We start from the raw sequence: 15,207 nt of genomic DNA, 5'->3' as shown, positions 1-15,207 counted from the left end.
AAACTCTATTAGGACTAGAAAAACTTCTCCTTTAGAGTTTTTTCTTTATATAATTATGAAAAAAGATTGAAGAAAATTGTCAAAATGGACTTTTTCTTCAATCTGTATAATCAACTTTTAATTGAATGCATTCTGTTTGGTTTTATTCTTTTCCATAAAGGTAACGACTAGCAATTAACCAAGTAGCAATATACATTATCACGTTAACCAAAAATGCGACAACGATAACCATATTCCAATTATGGGATAAATTAGTAGTTAGAATCCCCATAATTGTTGTACCAAAAAGTCCACCAATTTGTTTGTTAGCGTTTAAAGTTGCACCAGCAATTCCAGATAATTCTTGACCAGCAGCTTCCATAAGAATGGTAGTAGTTGCTGGAGTTAACACTCCGATACCAAGGCTCATTAAAGAAAATAAAGGGATTAGGATGTATAGTTGAATTTCATGAAAAAGGACTCCAATTCCAAAAATTCCTGCTGCTCCTACAATGGCAAAAATAATTGAGACAGTAGCGAGGCTTCCCACGGAAAATCGTTTTACAGCACGTGCGTAAAATAAATTACCAATAATTAAGACAATCATTCCTGGTAGAATGAGGAGTCCAGAAACCATTGAGGAGAGGTTTAAATAAGTTTGAAAATAAAGTCCTAGCACCAAAACAATACCATATAATGAAATGTTAACTACTAAACCTAACAGATTAGAGACAATAAACTTAGCATTTTTTAATAGTTGGTGGGGAACAATAGGTGCTTTACTTTTTTTATCGTGGACTACTAAACCAACAGTAAATAATATAAACAGGAGAAGAAACAATAAAAGATTTAGGTTACTATAGCCATATTGATTCCCTTCAACAAGGTAAATAACTAGACTTCCGATAGTTGCAACAAGAAATATATTACTGAAAATGTCAATTCTAGTCTTTGGATTGGCAATATTGTTTTTCACAAGAAGTAATATTGAAATTACTGTCAAAATTCCCAATGGAATATTGATTAAGAAAATACCCCTCCATCCGAAGTAGTTAATAATTAGTCCACCAATAAAAGAACCAGTACCGGTTGCAACAGAAATAATTGCTGTCCAAATTCCTAACATACGTGCTCTTTTAGTAGAATCAGGGTATGAAATGAATAAAAGTGCTAATGAACTAGGCATAAACAAAGAAGCACCGAAACCTTGAACGAATCTAAGTATGATTAATGTTTCAATATTTGGTGAAAAAGAGCACCCAAATGAGGCAAGTGTAAAAATTGTCATTCCAAATAATAAAATTCGTTTAGCACCATATTTTGTTGTTAGATTTCCTGAAAGTAGGAGTAAAGAGCCTAAAGCTAGTGTATAGGCGTTAATAATCCAAATGGATTGCTCTAATGAGACGCTCATAGCTGTTTCAATATGGGGAACAGCAAGAACCACTCCGGTTGTATCTAGGACCGCCATAATGTATCCTAGTGAAAGAATAAAAAGTAGATAAGCTGGCGCTTTTGTATTTGTTTTTTTCATCAAGCTTCCTCCGTTATTTCATCAAACCAATTTTCATTTATCAATCAAAAGCAATATATTTAACTTTCTGAAAATATTTTACTTGAGTATATCCAGTGCCAAAGTATCTTCCATCAGCGCAACCGAGAATATCTTTGATACGGTCAAACTTAGTTGTAATATCCATAGTAATTTCCCCTTTCAAATGATATAATTAGCTTATCATGTAATAATTTCTGAAACAAGAAGGGAAAAAAAGTATAGTAACTATCAAAAAAGGAGGAAATGAATGGAGACTTGCAAGAAGCAATCTTTGAAAAAATCAATTTGTCCAGCAAGAAGGGTCTTGAATTTACTAAAAGGTAAATTTACTCTTGAGATCTTATCTGAAATTATTGATGGTAATATACATTATAGTAGTCTTTTGCGTAGTGTAGAAGGTATTAATCCTAGAATATTAGCTCAACGATTACATGATTTTGAGCAAGAAGGTATTTTATCAAGAAAAGTTTTACCGACATCGCCTCCACAGGTTGAATATAAAATGACAAAAAAAGGTATTGCTCTAAGAAGTATCGTTGAAGAAATGAAAAAATGGGAGCATACTTATGGTGATTAGAGATTAGATTGAATTTACATAATTTATTACTAATATTTTTCTTTAAATAGATAATGTAATTACGAAAGATTTGGTAACCTTTTTAATCAAGGCAACGTCAATACTAGTAGTATGTACTGGAATTTTTTTGATACTCTAATAAATATAGAAATGAGATTGAAAGTAATAAAAACAAACGCCAAAAATGACGTTTGTCTTCAATATAAAAGAGAGGGTTAAACCTCTCCTTTTTGTTGGGCGATGCGAATATTATTGGGGACCAAACTGATTTTCTGGATCTCAGAAATCCGAATAATCGTGGACATACTCTTTTTAAAATTTTTCACGATCAGTTGTCGGCGTTCTTGGTCATACTTGACAATATCACCTGTAAAACTCTTGTTTGAAAAAATAACATGAACCCCTTGTTTTTTTCGCAAAGCTTGTTGAATGATTTCAATAATTCTCTCATCTTCTAATGGGGCAGGGGTACTGACTTTTCCATTGAAAAATTCATTTGCTCGGTCTTTAACGATCTCGAGAAATTTTTTCATAGCTAAATTCTCCATAACTTGATACAATATATTATAGATAATTTCAACGATTTTGTAAATGATTTACGAATAATAGAGATGAGAAGGCAAGAAAGGAGTCGTGAAATGGCAGAATTTTCATTCCAAATCGAAGAACATTTACTGGTCTTGTCAGAAAATGACAAGGGTTGGACCAAGGAATTGAACCGTGTAAGTTTTAACGGTGCTCCAGCTAAGTATGATATCCGGACCTGGAGTCCCGACCATACAAAGATGGGGAAAGGCATTACACTCACGAACGAAGAGTTTCAAGTTATGCTCGATGCATTTAAAAATTAAAATAAAAAGAGGTCCTTCAAGGACTTCTTTTTTTGTTATAGTCTAAGACTATATAGATGTCAAAGATATTAGATTATCCCAAACCCTTGTTTATCAAGTGTTAGACTGCTATAATGGTTGCATTGATGAATTAATGTAAAATTTATAGGAAAGAGGAATTCATATTGACACCTACACATGCACCTTATCGCGTAGACCATGTTGGTTCATTTCTTCGTCCAGCCGTTTTGGTTCAAGCTCGTGAAGATTTCGCAGCTGGAAAAATCAGTCAGGCTGACTTAACAAAAGTAGAGGATCAGGCGATTCGTGACCTCGTTGAAAAAGAAATTGCCGCTGGTCTGAAGTCAGTAACGGATGGGGAGTTCCGCCGGGCTTATTGGCACTTGGATTTCTTCTGGGGCTTCGGTGGCATTGATCATGTCCAAGCTGCACAAGGCTATCAATTCCATGATGAAACGACCAAGGCGGACTCAGCTCTTGTCGTTGGAAAGATCACGGGAGCCAATCATCCATTTGTAGAGCATTACAAGTTCTTGCGGGATCTTGTGGCAGATGTAGATGGTGTAGAACCTAAATATACTATTCCAGCGCCTGCGCAATTCTATTTTGAATTGATCCGTGATGCAGAACATGTAGAGCAATTGAATACCATCTATCCTGATTTTGCGGCTGTTCGTGAAGACATCAAGCAAGCCTATCTTCAAGTGATTCAAGATTTGTATGATGCAGGACTTCGGACTCTTCAAGTGGATGACTGTACGTGGGGTGTCTTGGTAGACGATAATTTCTTGACGGCTTGGGGAGCAGCTCAAGGCAAGTCAAAAGATGAGGTTCGCCGAGAACTCGCTGATCTCTTCTTGACCTTTAACAACGATGTCTACCAACATGTTCCAGCTGGTTTGACCGTCAATACGCACGTTTGTCGTGGGAACTTCCATTCCACTTGGGCTTCATCAGGTGGCTATGCTCCGATTGCCAAAGAACTCCTTGGAGAAGAAGCGGTCAATGCTTACTTCCTTGAGTTTGATACCGATCGTGCCGGTGGTTTTGAACCACTTGCAGAAGTAACCCCTGGTAAAGGAGTGGTGTTAGGCCTCTTGACATCTAAGAGTGGTCAATTGGAAAACAAGGACGAAGTGATTGCTCGTATTAAAGAAGCGAGTCAGTATGTACCGTTGGAAAATCTTTACCTGTCGACTCAGTGTGGCTTTGCTTCAACAGAAGAAGGAAACATTTTGACAGAAGAAGACCAATGGAAAAAAATCGGTTTGATTAAGGAAATTGTCGCTGAAGTTTGGGGCGAATAAGGAGGAAGAAACATGTCAGATTTACTAAGTATTTATAAAGAATTGCAAGCTAAAAAATGGGTGGACTTGAGTCACCAGATCAATGCGGAAAGTCCACACTTCCCCGCCCTTCCTGCTTTGCAACAAGAAGATCTTTTCACATTAAAAGATGGTTTCCATGTTCAAAAATTTACAGTGGTTGGTCAATACGGTACGCATATCGATGCACCAATTCACTTTGTAGAAGGTGGTCGTTGGTTAGATGAAATTGCCCTTAAAGATCTCCTCTTGCCACTCTATGTTATAGACAAGTCTAAAGAAGTTGCAGCCAATCCAAACTTTATCTTGAGCAAACAAGATATCTTAGACTTTGAGGCAGAGCATGGACAAATTGCTGAGGGTGCTTTTGTTGCCTTCCGTAGTGATTGGTCAAAACGTTGGCCGGATCAAGATGCTATGCGCAACCTTGATGAAAATGGGGTTCAACAAAGTCCAGGATGGAGCCGTGAAGCTCTGGAATTCTTGATTCATGAACGCCATGTCAAGGCTGTGGGGCATGAAACCTTTGATACCGATGCGGGTATTCCAGCAGCAGAGCATGGCTTGGTCAATGAATACTACCTCTTGGAACAAAACATCTACCAAGTTGAAGTCTTGAACCAATTGGATCAAGTCCCAGCTGTAGGTGCCTTGATTTCAATTGCCTTCCCTCATTGGGACAAGGCAACTGGTTCACCTGTTCGTGCCATTGCCATCTTACCATAAGAAAAGAAAAAAGCTTGAAGTACAAGGACTTCAAGCTTTTTTTATCTCATGGTCACAAATTCTTCGGATCCAGTTGGGTGAATGGCGACAGTTGCATCGAAATCGGCTTTTGTCGCTCCCATCTTGATAGCAACGGCAAATCCTTGGATCATTTCGTCCACGCCATATCCAAGTCCATGGAGACCAACGACTTTTTCTTCTGGCCCCGCAGTGATGAGTTTAAATTTTGCCTGCTGGCGGTGTTGGGTAACGGCGGTATACATAGAAGCAAATTGAGAAGTATAGACTTTAATATTCTCTTTTCCATAAGTTTGTAGGGCTTCCTCTTCCGTTAAGCCCACCGTTCCGATAGCAGGGTGAGAAAAGACAACGGTCGGGATGCTAGTATAATCCATTTTAGCATCGACTTTTCCATTAAATAGTCTTTCAGAAAGGGTTCGCCCAGCCTTAATGGCCACTGGAGTCAACTCTTTTTCACCCGTGACATCACCAAGAGCATAGATGCCCGGAACAACGGTGTTTTGGTAATCATCTACTGCGATAAATCCCTTTTCATTTAAAGTAACACCTGCTGCTTCTAAATTCAGATCCTTGACGTTTGGTTTGCGTCCGGTTGCCCAGATGACATGTTCCGCTACATGGCTGGTCATATCTTCAAAGTAAACCTTGACACGTCCGTCTGTTAATTTTTCAAGCTTCATGGGAACCTTATGCTTGTGAAGAGGAAGTCTTTGTTTTTCCATTTCTTCCATTAAACCATCAGAAATGGAAGAATCAAAACTACGTAATACCCGATCTTTTCGAATGAAGAGGTCCGTTTGAACGCCTAGATGGTGAAGTACACCGGCTAATTCTACCGCAATGTAGCCAGCTCCAATTATAGCAATAGACTTTGGAAGTTCCTCCCAAGCAAAGACATCATCGGATGTTTCGCCAAATTCTGCTCCAGGAACAGAAGGAATATGAGGATAGGCTCCTGTCGCAATTACAATATGCTTGGCTTTGATGGTCTCTCCATTTACCTCAACCGTATGAGCATCCACAAAACGAGCACGACCTTCAATCAGTTCGACTCCATTGCGTTTGAAACTACCATCATAAGAATTCCGAGAACGATCAATATAGGCTTCACGATTTTTTCTTAAGGTTGCAAAATCAAATTTGGTCTGTTCAGAAGTAAAACCATAGTCTGGCCCGTAATCGCGAATGGCTTCTGCAATTTGTGCACCATACCACATAATCTTTTTAGGCACACATCCTCTGTTGACACAGGTGCCCCCCAATTGTTTTTCTTCGATGACAGCAGCGCGTGCTCCGTGCTCCCCAGCCCGGTTCATGGTAGCGATTCCTCCACTACCTCCACCGATTGAAATAATATCAAATTCTTTCATGTTTTCCTCCTAAATGGGATTTCAGTTTGATTGTAATATCAACTGTTACAAAAGTCAAGGGTTTAGCATTTCCCAAGCATTTAAATTTCATTTTGCTGTGTCAATTTTAGATAGAAAAGTAAGGAAATATGGTATACTATGGTATAGAAAAAAACGCTTTCTTTGATGGAGAAAAACGATGAAGAAATTGAAAAAATGGCAACTATTTACAGCCGCAGGTGCGGCAATTGCGGTGATTGGAACAGGAAGTGTGATGGTGTTTTCACATCCAAGTACTCCTGATCAAGCAGTCACTAAAGAAACTCTAATGGTGCAAACGGTCAAGGATGGCTCGATCGCTTCTTCGGTCTTGTTAACTGGGAAGGTCACTGCCAATCAGGAGCAGTATGTCTATTTTGATGGAACCAAAGGTGATTTGCAGTCGATTTTGGTCAATGTAGGAGATCAAGTGACGGCCGGTCAGCCAATCGTTCAATATAGCAGTACGGAGGCCCAAACAGCTTACGATGCAGCCGTTCGTGCTGTCAATAAGGCAGATCGTCAGTTAAATGATTTACTGACAAATGGTGTGACCATTGATACGACAGGAGATGAAGAAGCAGATGCCAAGTCAGCTTCACAGACCCAACGCACTGTTGATTCTCAAGCTAGCGATTTACGAGATGCCAAGTCTGATGCGGTTGATAATATGAACAAGGCTAAGGCACTTCTGGATGCGACAACAGTCAAGAGTAATACAGATGGCACTGTGGTCGAAGTCAATAAAGATGTTTCAAAATCGACTACAGGGACCAACCAAACTCTGGTTCACATTGTGAGCAACGGAAATTTACAAGTCAAAGGGGAATTATCTGAATACAATTTGGCCAATATCTCTGAAGGTCAGGAAGTGGTTCTCACTTCCAAAGTTTATCCGGATAAAACCTGGACAGGAAAGATTTCTTATGTAGCGAATTATCCGACTGACGCGGGTCAAGCAGGGGCCAATGCAGCAGGAGGAACACAAGGAAGTGGGGGAGCCAAGTACCCATTCACAGTAGATATTACTAGTGACATTGGGGAACTCAAACAAGGCTTTTCTGTCAATATTGAAGTCAAAAGTTCTACTCAACATCCCCTTGTTCCCGTGACCAGTGTCATGGCTGATGGAGATACGAGTTATGTATGGACGGTCGAAAATGGTAAGGCTAAGAAAGTAAAAGTGACGCTTGGTAACGCCGATGCAGAAAACCAGGAAATCTTGTCAGGCTTGAAGAAAGATGCCCAAGTTATTGTGAATCCTAATGAGAAACTGGAAGATGGAAAAGAGATCGGAAAATATGACAAAATTGATTGAACTAAAAGGAATCAATAAAACCTATAAAAATGGAGACCAAGAACTTCGTGTCTTAAAAGACATCGATTTAGAAGTCGAAGAGGGCGAGTTTGTGGCTATTATGGGCCCATCTGGCTCAGGAAAATCAACCTTGATGAACGTCATTGGCTTGTTGGACAGGCCGACCAGTGGAGAATATTTCCTAGAAGGCCAGGAAGTCGGAAATCTCAGTGAGAAAAAATTAGCGCGTGTTCGAAATGAACAGATTGGTTTTGTCTTTCAACAATTCTTTCTTCTCTCCAAGCTCAATGCTTTTCAAAATGTAGAACTCCCTCTCATTTATGCAGGGGTTCATCCTACTAAAAGAAAGGAATTAGCTGAGCAATATCTTGAAAAGGTAGAGCTTCATTCTCGCATGCACCATTTGCCTTCGGAACTCTCTGGAGGTCAAAAACAGCGGGTTGCGATCGCTCGAGCTCTCGTCAATCAGCCAGCCATCGTCTTAGCAGATGAGCCGACTGGTGCCCTAGATACCAAGACGGGAGAGCAAATAATGGACTTGTTAACCAAGCTGAATCAAGAAGGAAAGACCATTATCATGGTTACACACGAACCAGAAATTGCAGCTTTTGCTCATCGTCGCATTGTCATTCGTGATGGAGTGATCTCCTCAGATAGCAAGCTGGAAAGGGGGACCTAATGCAAAATTGGAAATTTGCAATCAGCTCGATTATGAGCCATAAATTACGGTCTTTCTTGACCATGGTGGGGATCATTATAGGAGTTGCCTCTGTTGTTGTCATCATGGCTCTTGGAGATGGCATGAAAGCTGGTGTTACCAAGACCTTCACTAAGGACCAAGAATATGTACAAATCTCCTATTCTCCCAATAAGAGTGGTTATGTGACTGGGATCAATATTGGTCCCTCTGAGGAAACAGGAGAAGGTGGAAGCGAAAGTGGCCCTGCAGCTGAAGATCGAGGGATGGCTGCTCCATCGGATATCGAGGGAGAAAATGCTGAAGATATTGATGGTCAAGTCAAGGAAGCACCACCAGTTGTGCAAGAATCTTGGGTCAAGGAATTAACCAAGATTCAAGGTATCGATGGTTACTATGTTGGCAATACCTCCAATGCAACCATTGCTTTTCAAAAGAAAAAAGCAGACGGGGTGAATATCCAAGGGGTAAATGAGACCTATTTTTCTGTTAAAAAAGTTGAGCTCTTATCTGGACGAAAATTAACCCCTGCAGACTATAGTAATTTCTCACGGGTAGTGCTTCTTGATGAAGGCTTGGCTCAACAATTATTTGGAACGGAAAATCCGCTGAATCAGGTGGTCTCTGTTGGGGACAACAATTATCGCGTCGTTGGAATTTTCAAGGATCCAAATGCAGGGACTGCCCTCTATGGAGCTTCTTCAGGTGGAAGTGCCTTGATGGCCAATACCCAGCTAGCTTCTGAATTTGGAACAGACGAGATTCAGAACATCGTCGTTCACGTTCCAAATGTGAAAGAAATCAAATCTGTTGGGATCGAAGCTGCTCAAAAGCTAACAGAACTTTCAGGTGTTCGCCAAGGGGAATTCCAAATCTTTAATTTGGATAGCATCCTAGAGGAAACCAACAAAGTGGTCGGAATTATGACGACAGTGATCGGTGCTATTGCAGGGATTTCCCTCTTGGTTGGTGGGATTGGAGTCATGAATATCATGTTGGTTTCTGTTACTGAGCGGACGAGAGAAATTGGTCTTCGCAAAGCATTGGGAGCAACTCGAGGTAAGATTCTGGTTCAATTTTTGATTGAGTCTATGGTCTTAACCATCATTGGTGGGCTATTTGGACTTATCCTTGCTTATGGTGTGAATAGCTTGATTACTTCCCTTGCTGCAGCCTCCTTAGAAGGACCACCGATTATTTCCTTAAATGTCGCAATCGGTAGCATTATTTTCTCTGCTTTTGTAGGCATTCTCTTTGGGATTTTACCAGCAAATAAGGCTTCTAAGTTAAATCCGATCGAGGCCTTGCGTTATGAATAAAAAAATGGGAGCGAGTCAGGATGAATTGTTCAAGATTCTCCACGCTCCTTTTTTATGTTTTTTTTGAATAGTATATCGAAACCTTTTTAATTATCTTATCTTAGATAGTTCATGCTGTTTGGGGAGTCAACGACGGTGTTCTGATGTTTTTGAGTATTCAGTCAAGAAGCTGCATTTTTTCTTCCATCTTATTTTTGTTTAATTGGTAAATATTAGTGAATTTCTAGTCTAAATATGATAGAATAGGGGAGAATAACTTAGGAGGTTCCAAATGACTACTGAACATATGGAAGAATTGAATGACCAGCAGATTGTCCGTCGTGAGAAAATGGCGGCCCTTCGTGAACAAGGAATCGATCCATTTGGAAAACGATTCGAACGTACTGCAAATTCAGGTCAATTAAAAGAAAAATATTCAGAATTAGATAAAGAACAACTCCACGACTTGAACGAAACAGCTATTATTGCGGGTCGTCTCGTAACAAAACGTGGAAAAGGAAAGGTTGGCTTTGCCCATCTTCAAGACCGTGAAGGTCAAATTCAGATCTACGTTCGTAAGGATGCTGTTGGAGAAGAAAACTACGAAATCTTCAAAAAAGCAGACCTTGGTGATTTCCTTGGTGTTGAAGGGGAAATCATGCGCACAGACATGGGTGAACTTTCGATTAAAGCAACTCATATCACTCACTTGTCAAAAGCCCTTCGTCCTTTACCTGAAAAATTCCACGGACTTTCAGATGTTGAAACCATCTATCGCAAACGTTATTTGGATTTGATTTCAAACCGTGAAAGCTTCGAACGTTTTGTAACTCGCTCAAAAATTATCTCTGAAATCCGTCGTTATTTAGATGGTCAAGGATTCCTTGAAGTGGAAACACCTGTTCTTCACAATGAAGCCGGTGGTGCTGCTGCTAAACCATTTATCACTCACCACAATGCGCAAAACATTGACATGGTGCTTCGTATCGCGACTGAGCTTCACTTGAAACGTTTGATTGTTGGTGGGATGGAACGCGTTTACGAAATCGGACGGATCTTCCGTAACGAAGGAATGGATGCCACTCACAACCCTGAATTCACTTCAATCGAAGTCTACCAAGCTTACGCTGACTTCCACGATATCATGGACTTAACAGAAGGTATCATCCAACATGCTGCTAAAGCTGTCCATGGTGATGGTCCAATTGACTATCAAGGAACAGAAATCAAAATCAACGAACCTTTCAAACGAGTTCACATGGTTGATGCGATCAAAGAAATCACAGGTGTTGACTTCTGGCAAGACATGGCCTTTGAAGAAGCTGTAGCACTTGCAAACGAAAAACATGTACCAGTTGAAAAACACTACACAGAAGTGGGACAAATTATCAATGCCTTCTTCGAAGAATTTGTTGAAGAAACCTTGACGCAACCAACCTTTGTCTATGGTCACCCAGTAGCAGTGTCACCTTTGGCTAAGAAAAATCCAGAAGACCCACGCTTCACTGACCGTTTCGAACTCTTCATCATGACCAAAGAGTATGCCAATGCCTTCACAGAATTGAATGACCCGATCGATCAATTGCAACGTTTTGAAGCGCAAGCGCGTGCGAAAGAATTGGGAGATGACGAAGCAACAGGCATCGACTATGACTACGTTGAAGCCCTTGAATATGGTATGCCACCAACAGGTGGACTTGGAATTGGTATTGACCGTCTCGTTATGTTGTTGACAAATGTGACCACGATTCGCGACGTTCTTCTCTTCCCAACCATGAAATAAGCTAAAAGAAAACACTGATCTTGCGATCAGTGTTTTTTTAGTCCTCTATATAAGAGGTATCATTCCATTTTTCTAAGTGATAGTGCTTAAAATCATCTGTTGTCAAAACCGTCACGCTGGCATTATCTAGTCCACCATTTTTGCGGAGTTCTCCGATTTCATAACCGAGCAAGGTTCGAATAGAAGCTGTCAAATTAGCTCCGTGTCCAACAATGAGAACGGTATCGAGCTCTTTTCCTTTCAGACTTTTTACAAAATCACAGGTACGTTTGGTTGTTTCATAAACAGATTCTGCATCAAAGATTTCATTTTGAAAACGAGCTAGGTTATGTCGAAAAGCATCCATTTGTTGGGGATAGATGGCCGATATGGTAGAAATTTTAGCTCCTTCTAATTTTCCCAAATTCCACTCACGAAGAGCAGGCGTTGGTTGCAATTTTAGAGGTGTCTTCAATTGATCGAGAATGATCTGTGCAGTATGGACTGTCCGTGGCAGATCACTTGCAAAAGCCGCATCAAAAGGGACAGTAGCTAGATGCTTTCCTAATTTTTCAAGCTGATGAATGGAGGCTGGTAACAGCGGAGAATCGCCATTTGATCCTTGAAAACGACCTTCTTCATTCCATTCTGTCCGTCCGTGTCGAATAAAATATAGTTTCACAATCTTGTCTCCTTCTCTGTCTTTATTCCAAAATATCTGCAAAAGTCGCTTTGACGAAGTCTGCTAGAAGTTGGGGTTTGATTTGAATACTATGGCCAATTTCCCCAGCAGATACGATCATGGTTTCTAACTGAAGGGCTGATTCATCGATAAAAATAGGAAAAGAATGCTTTTGGCGAATGCCCACCGGATTATTGGCCCCATGAATATAACCCGTTGTTTTTTCAAGATCTTTTTGAGGAATCATAGCGATTTTCTTATTCCCTGATAATTTGGCTAACTTTTTCTCTGAAAGATGTTCTGTAATAGGAATGATCCCAATCACGGGACCCGTTTTATCTCCTTTGAGAGCTAGGGTTTTGAAAATAGTAGAGCGATCAATTCCTTCTGGTAAGATCCCTTCTAAAGCGTTGATTTGTAAGCCTACGTGCTCAATTTTTGCTTTAGTCAAGATCTGCTCGACCAAGGTTTTTTTCACTTTATTTTTTTTTGCCATGGCTTTCTCCTTTTCTCTTTTTCTCTACAAAATCAGATTTCATTAGACCATTATAACATATAATAGCGACGATATTGTCTTCTCCTTAAAAATAGAAAACAGCAGAAAAAGTGAAAACCACTTGATCTGCTGTTTTAAGGCTATGAGGAAGAGCCATCTTTTTGTACCTTGAAAAGTTTCCGATAAATCGCTTCTTGGTCTTGCGTCGGAGCAATTTGGTTGAGATCCAAGTAGTGTGAGAATCCATTTAATTGCCCTTGAGAGGTATATTGATGCAAGTCGTATTCCGTGTTGGTATCTGGTGCAGCATTATAGTAGCCATCATCAAATCCATAAGTAGGAATCCAAAGAGCCGTAAATTTATCAGTGGAGATACTGTGTTCTTCCATGAAGTAAGTTCCGATATAGAGTCCAATATTTTTTGCACCCAAAGCTTGTAGTTTTGCTCGGAAAGCTTCAACACCTGCGTTCATATCCTTCATGGTTTTTTCCTCAACGTCTAACCAATAGTAGGTCGGTTTGTAAGGAGAAGCAGCCTTGTAAAATTCCTCTGCTTCTTTTTCCATTTCTTTTTTATCCTTAGCAGCGACATAAGCATAGACTGCGACAGGGATATTTCGTTTTTGGAATTCTTGGATATGGGTTTTAAAAGATTTATCCAGACCATTTAAGTAGGTTGCTGCATTTTCCTTTTTAGCTTGAGCCCCACTATGGACACGAACGATCACACCTCCCACATTTTGGGAGAGGACATCGTAATCAATTTCACTAGGCAATTGCCAGCCTGAGATATCAATGATCGGGCGGCCAACCAGTTCTGGATTGATGTCTTCCTCTTTTTTAGAAGAAGAGCTTGCAGTAGTTGTTTTTTTAGGTGTATTGAAGTTCGGAATCGTTTGGGTTGTTTCTTGTTGTGCTCTTGCTTGCATATCAGCAATTGTTCGTGAAAGAACGAGAAAAGAAATGAAACTGATAAAAAAGACCAAGAGAACAACGGGTTTTATCCTTTTTCTCATACAGAATCATTTTACCGTAAAAAAAACGAAAAGGCAAAAGTTAATGCTTAAAAGATCCCAATTTCAGCCATTATTTTCAAAAAAAAGGAATCTTTTCATCGAAAAAGGATAAAAATATATGAAAATAAGAAAAATATTAAGAATATTTCTGGAAAATAGAGAAGAAGCCGAATCTTTTCTGGCCTTTCCTTGGTTTTGCTTCTTAAAAATGATATAATGAAGGTTGAACATTAGGAATATGGTGAATTATGAAAATTGAAAAAAGACATCTTTTAAATTATTCCATCCTCATTCCCTATTTGATTTTATCCATCATTGGCTTGATTGTTGTCTATTCGACAACAAGTGCCTTGGCAATTCAAAGTGGAGTGAGTTCGATTCGGATGGTCCGGACACAGGGGCTCTTTTTTATCCTAAGTCTCCTAACCATCGCCTTGATTTATAAATTTAGCCTAAACTTCCTTCGAAATAAAAAAGTGCTGGCTTTTGTCATTTTTATTGAAGTGATTTTGTTGATTCTGTCTAGGTTTATCACAGATACCGTCAATGGAGCTCACGGTTGGTTGACAATTCCCGGAGGCTTCAGTATCCAGCCGGCAGAATACCTCAAGGTGATCTTAGTCTGGTATCTAGCCTTGATCTTTTCTAAACGACAAGACGAGATACGCGATTATGATTATCAAGCCTTGACCCACAATGAATGGATTCCAAGGAATTTAAACGATTGGCGTTGGCTGACCTTGATTCTGATTGGAATCGTTGTGATTATGCCGGACTTGGGAAATGCGACGATCTTGGCCTTAACGGTCTTGATCATGATTACGGCTAGTGGAGTGGGCTACCGTTGGTTTACCTCTTTACTTGGTTTAGTTGTTGGAGTATCGTCCATTGTCCTTGGTTCAATTTGGATTATCGGTGTGGACCGTGTCGCTAAAATTCCAGTCTTTGGTTATGTAGCCAAACGCTTTAGTGCCTTCTTTAACCCCTTTAATGATTTGTCTGGCGCAGGTCACCAATTAGCTAATTCCTACTATGCCATGAGTAACGGTGGTTGGTTTGGCTTGGGGCTAGGAAATTCCATTGAAAAACAAGGTTACTTACCAGAAGCGCACACAGACTTTGTGTTTGCGATTGTGATTGAAGAATTAGGTTTTGTTGGAGCTAGTTTGATCCTTGCTCTCTTATTCTTCTTAATTCTTCGGATCATTTTAGTCGGTATTCGAGCAAAGAATCCTTTTAATTCGATGATGGCCATTGGGATCGGTGGGATGATCTTAGTGCAAACCTTCATTAACATCGGAGGAATTTCTGGTTTGATTCCGTCTACAGGAGTGACCTTCCCCTTCTTATCCCAAGGGGGAAATAGCTTATGGGTCTTATCCGTAGCGATTGCTTTCGTTTTGAATATCGACGCTAGTGAAAAACGGGCCAAGATGGAACAAGAAGGCATGGTTTTTGAAGAAAAAGGTAAAATCAAACCTTATTATTAAAAGGGAATTGTTGAATGGCTATTCAA

Annotated in this window: 16 protein-coding genes; 9 read left to right on the top strand and 7 right to left on the bottom strand. The window is 40.0% G+C overall.

The window, feature by feature from the left end; translation table 11 throughout:
• Positions 1-142 precede the first annotated feature (142 nt).
• Positions 143-1,513 carry an MFS transporter gene (locus LPB220_RS07760; protein WP_150906377.1) on the bottom strand — a complete coding sequence of 457 codons (1,371 nt, stop codon included), beginning with the start codon at positions 1,511-1,513 and terminating at the stop codon, positions 143-145.
• A 40-nt stretch (positions 1,514-1,553) separates the two neighbouring features.
• On the bottom strand, positions 1,554-1,679 hold the full coding sequence (locus LPB220_RS07755) for a 3-hydroxyacyl-ACP dehydratase (RefSeq protein WP_013903887.1): 126 nt from the start codon (positions 1,677-1,679) through the stop codon (positions 1,554-1,556).
• Between the two features lie 102 nt (positions 1,680-1,781).
• On the opposite strand from LPB220_RS07755, the gene LPB220_RS07750 reads away from it, so the two are divergent.
• Positions 1,782-2,111: a winged helix-turn-helix transcriptional regulator gene (locus LPB220_RS07750; RefSeq protein WP_013903886.1), complete on the top strand. Its 330-nt coding sequence runs from the start codon at positions 1,782-1,784 to the stop codon at positions 2,109-2,111.
• A gap of 215 nt (positions 2,112-2,326) precedes the next feature.
• Here LPB220_RS07750 and LPB220_RS07745 read toward each other — a convergent pair whose 3' ends face one another.
• Entirely contained in the window at positions 2,327-2,659 is a 333-nt protein-coding gene (locus LPB220_RS07745) for a hypothetical protein (RefSeq protein WP_013903885.1), read from the bottom strand.
• Between the two features lie 90 nt (positions 2,660-2,749).
• Between LPB220_RS07745 and LPB220_RS07740 the strand changes: the two genes are divergently transcribed.
• The 3 genes from LPB220_RS07740 to LPB220_RS07730 all read left to right on the top strand — a co-directional run bounded on the left by LPB220_RS07740 (position 2,750) and on the right by LPB220_RS07730 (position 5,013).
• On the top strand, positions 2,750-2,962 hold the full coding sequence (locus LPB220_RS07740; protein WP_003002541.1) for a YdbC family protein: 213 nt from the start codon (positions 2,750-2,752) through the stop codon (positions 2,960-2,962).
• A gap of 164 nt (positions 2,963-3,126) precedes the next feature.
• A complete protein-coding gene (locus LPB220_RS07735; RefSeq protein WP_150906376.1) occupies positions 3,127-4,269 on the top strand; it encodes a 5-methyltetrahydropteroyltriglutamate--homocysteine S-methyltransferase in 1,143 nt (380 codons plus the stop codon).
• A 12-nt stretch (positions 4,270-4,281) separates the two neighbouring features.
• Complete coding sequence (locus LPB220_RS07730; RefSeq protein WP_150906375.1) at positions 4,282-5,013, top strand: cyclase family protein; 732 nt, start codon at positions 4,282-4,284, stop codon at positions 5,011-5,013.
• Between the two features lie 41 nt (positions 5,014-5,054).
• Here LPB220_RS07730 and gorA read toward each other — a convergent pair whose 3' ends face one another.
• Positions 5,055-6,404, bottom strand: a complete 1,350-nt coding sequence (gene gorA / locus LPB220_RS07725) for a glutathione-disulfide reductase (RefSeq protein WP_070665418.1) — start codon at positions 6,402-6,404, stop codon at positions 5,055-5,057.
• Between the two features lie 178 nt (positions 6,405-6,582).
• On the opposite strand from gorA, the gene LPB220_RS07720 reads away from it, so the two are divergent.
• From LPB220_RS07720 to lysS, 4 genes are all read left to right on the top strand, one after another.
• Positions 6,583-7,740 (top strand): efflux RND transporter periplasmic adaptor subunit, encoded by a 1,158-nt coding sequence (locus LPB220_RS07720; RefSeq protein ID WP_150906374.1) that lies wholly within the window; start codon positions 6,583-6,585, stop codon positions 7,738-7,740.
• The gene (locus tag LPB220_RS07715) at positions 7,724-8,419 is read left to right on the top strand and encodes an ABC transporter ATP-binding protein (RefSeq protein ID WP_150906373.1); all 696 of its coding nucleotides are present in this window, start codon (positions 7,724-7,726) and stop codon (positions 8,417-8,419) included. Before LPB220_RS07720 ends, LPB220_RS07715 begins: the two co-directional genes overlap by 17 nt.
• Positions 8,419-9,756: an ABC transporter permease gene (locus tag LPB220_RS07710; RefSeq protein ID WP_150906372.1), complete on the top strand. Its 1,338-nt coding sequence runs from the start codon at positions 8,419-8,421 to the stop codon at positions 9,754-9,756. The genes LPB220_RS07715 and LPB220_RS07710 overlap by 1 nt, the downstream gene beginning before the upstream one ends.
• A 271-nt stretch (positions 9,757-10,027) precedes the next feature.
• Positions 10,028-11,518 (top strand): lysine--tRNA ligase, encoded by a 1,491-nt coding sequence (gene lysS / locus LPB220_RS07705; protein ID WP_150906371.1) that lies wholly within the window; start codon positions 10,028-10,030, stop codon positions 11,516-11,518.
• 37 nt (positions 11,519-11,555) lie between these two features.
• Here lysS and LPB220_RS07700 read toward each other — a convergent pair whose 3' ends face one another.
• The 3 genes from LPB220_RS07700 to LPB220_RS07690 form a co-directional block, all read right to left on the bottom strand.
• The gene (locus tag LPB220_RS07700) at positions 11,556-12,179 is read right to left on the bottom strand and encodes a histidine phosphatase family protein (RefSeq protein ID WP_150906370.1); all 624 of its coding nucleotides are present in this window, start codon (positions 12,177-12,179) and stop codon (positions 11,556-11,558) included.
• A gap of 22 nt (positions 12,180-12,201) precedes the next feature.
• The gene (locus LPB220_RS07695) at positions 12,202-12,675 is read right to left on the bottom strand and encodes an aminoacyl-tRNA deacylase (RefSeq protein ID WP_049523468.1); all 474 of its coding nucleotides are present in this window, start codon (positions 12,673-12,675) and stop codon (positions 12,202-12,204) included.
• Positions 12,676-12,815: 140 nt separating this feature from the next.
• Positions 12,816-13,691, bottom strand: a complete 876-nt coding sequence (locus LPB220_RS07690) for a GH25 family lysozyme (RefSeq protein ID WP_150906369.1) — start codon at positions 13,689-13,691, stop codon at positions 12,816-12,818.
• Between the two features lie 248 nt (positions 13,692-13,939).
• Between LPB220_RS07690 and ftsW the strand changes: the two genes are divergently transcribed.
• Entirely contained in the window at positions 13,940-15,181 is a 1,242-nt protein-coding gene (gene ftsW, locus LPB220_RS07685; protein ID WP_049523474.1) for a cell division peptidoglycan polymerase FtsW, read from the top strand.
• Positions 15,182-15,207 lie beyond the last annotated feature (26 nt).

Source organism: Streptococcus sp. LPB0220 (genome assembly GCF_008727815.1).
Classification (GTDB): domain Bacteria; phylum Bacillota; class Bacilli; order Lactobacillales; family Streptococcaceae; genus Streptococcus.
This window is presented reverse-complemented; position numbering and strand designations above follow the sequence as displayed.

Bases quoted from the DNA above. Each gene is read 5' to 3' on its own strand.
- LPB220_RS07745 (WP_013903885.1), bottom strand. From the start codon at position 2,659: ATGGAGAATTTAGCTATGAAAAAATTTCTCGAGATCGTTAAAGACCGA.
- LPB220_RS07755 (WP_013903887.1), bottom strand. From the start codon at position 1,679: ATGGATATTACAACTAAGTTTGACCGTATCAAAGATATTCTCGGTTGC.
- LPB220_RS07740 (WP_003002541.1), top strand. From the start codon at position 2,750: ATGGCAGAATTTTCATTCCAAATCGAAGAACATTTACTGGTCTTGTCA.
- LPB220_RS07690 (WP_150906369.1), bottom strand. From the start codon at position 13,691: ATGAGAAAAAGGATAAAACCCGTTGTTCTCTTGGTCTTTTTTATCAGT.
- LPB220_RS07720 (WP_150906374.1), top strand. From the start codon at position 6,583: ATGAAGAAATTGAAAAAATGGCAACTATTTACAGCCGCAGGTGCGGCA.
- ftsW (WP_049523474.1), top strand. From the start codon at position 13,940: ATGAAAATTGAAAAAAGACATCTTTTAAATTATTCCATCCTCATTCCC.
- gorA (WP_070665418.1), bottom strand. From the start codon at position 6,404: ATGAAAGAATTTGATATTATTTCAATCGGTGGAGGTAGTGGAGGAATC.
- LPB220_RS07730 (WP_150906375.1), top strand. From the start codon at position 4,282: ATGTCAGATTTACTAAGTATTTATAAAGAATTGCAAGCTAAAAAATGG.
- LPB220_RS07715 (WP_150906373.1), top strand. From the start codon at position 7,724: ATGACAAAATTGATTGAACTAAAAGGAATCAATAAAACCTATAAAAAT.
- LPB220_RS07695 (WP_049523468.1), bottom strand. From the start codon at position 12,675: ATGGCAAAAAAAAATAAAGTGAAAAAAACCTTGGTCGAGCAGATCTTG.
- LPB220_RS07760 (WP_150906377.1), bottom strand. From the start codon at position 1,513: ATGAAAAAAACAAATACAAAAGCGCCAGCTTATCTACTTTTTATTCTT.
- LPB220_RS07710 (WP_150906372.1), top strand. From the start codon at position 8,419: ATGCAAAATTGGAAATTTGCAATCAGCTCGATTATGAGCCATAAATTA.
- lysS (WP_150906371.1), top strand. From the start codon at position 10,028: ATGACTACTGAACATATGGAAGAATTGAATGACCAGCAGATTGTCCGT.
- LPB220_RS07750 (WP_013903886.1), top strand. From the start codon at position 1,782: ATGGAGACTTGCAAGAAGCAATCTTTGAAAAAATCAATTTGTCCAGCA.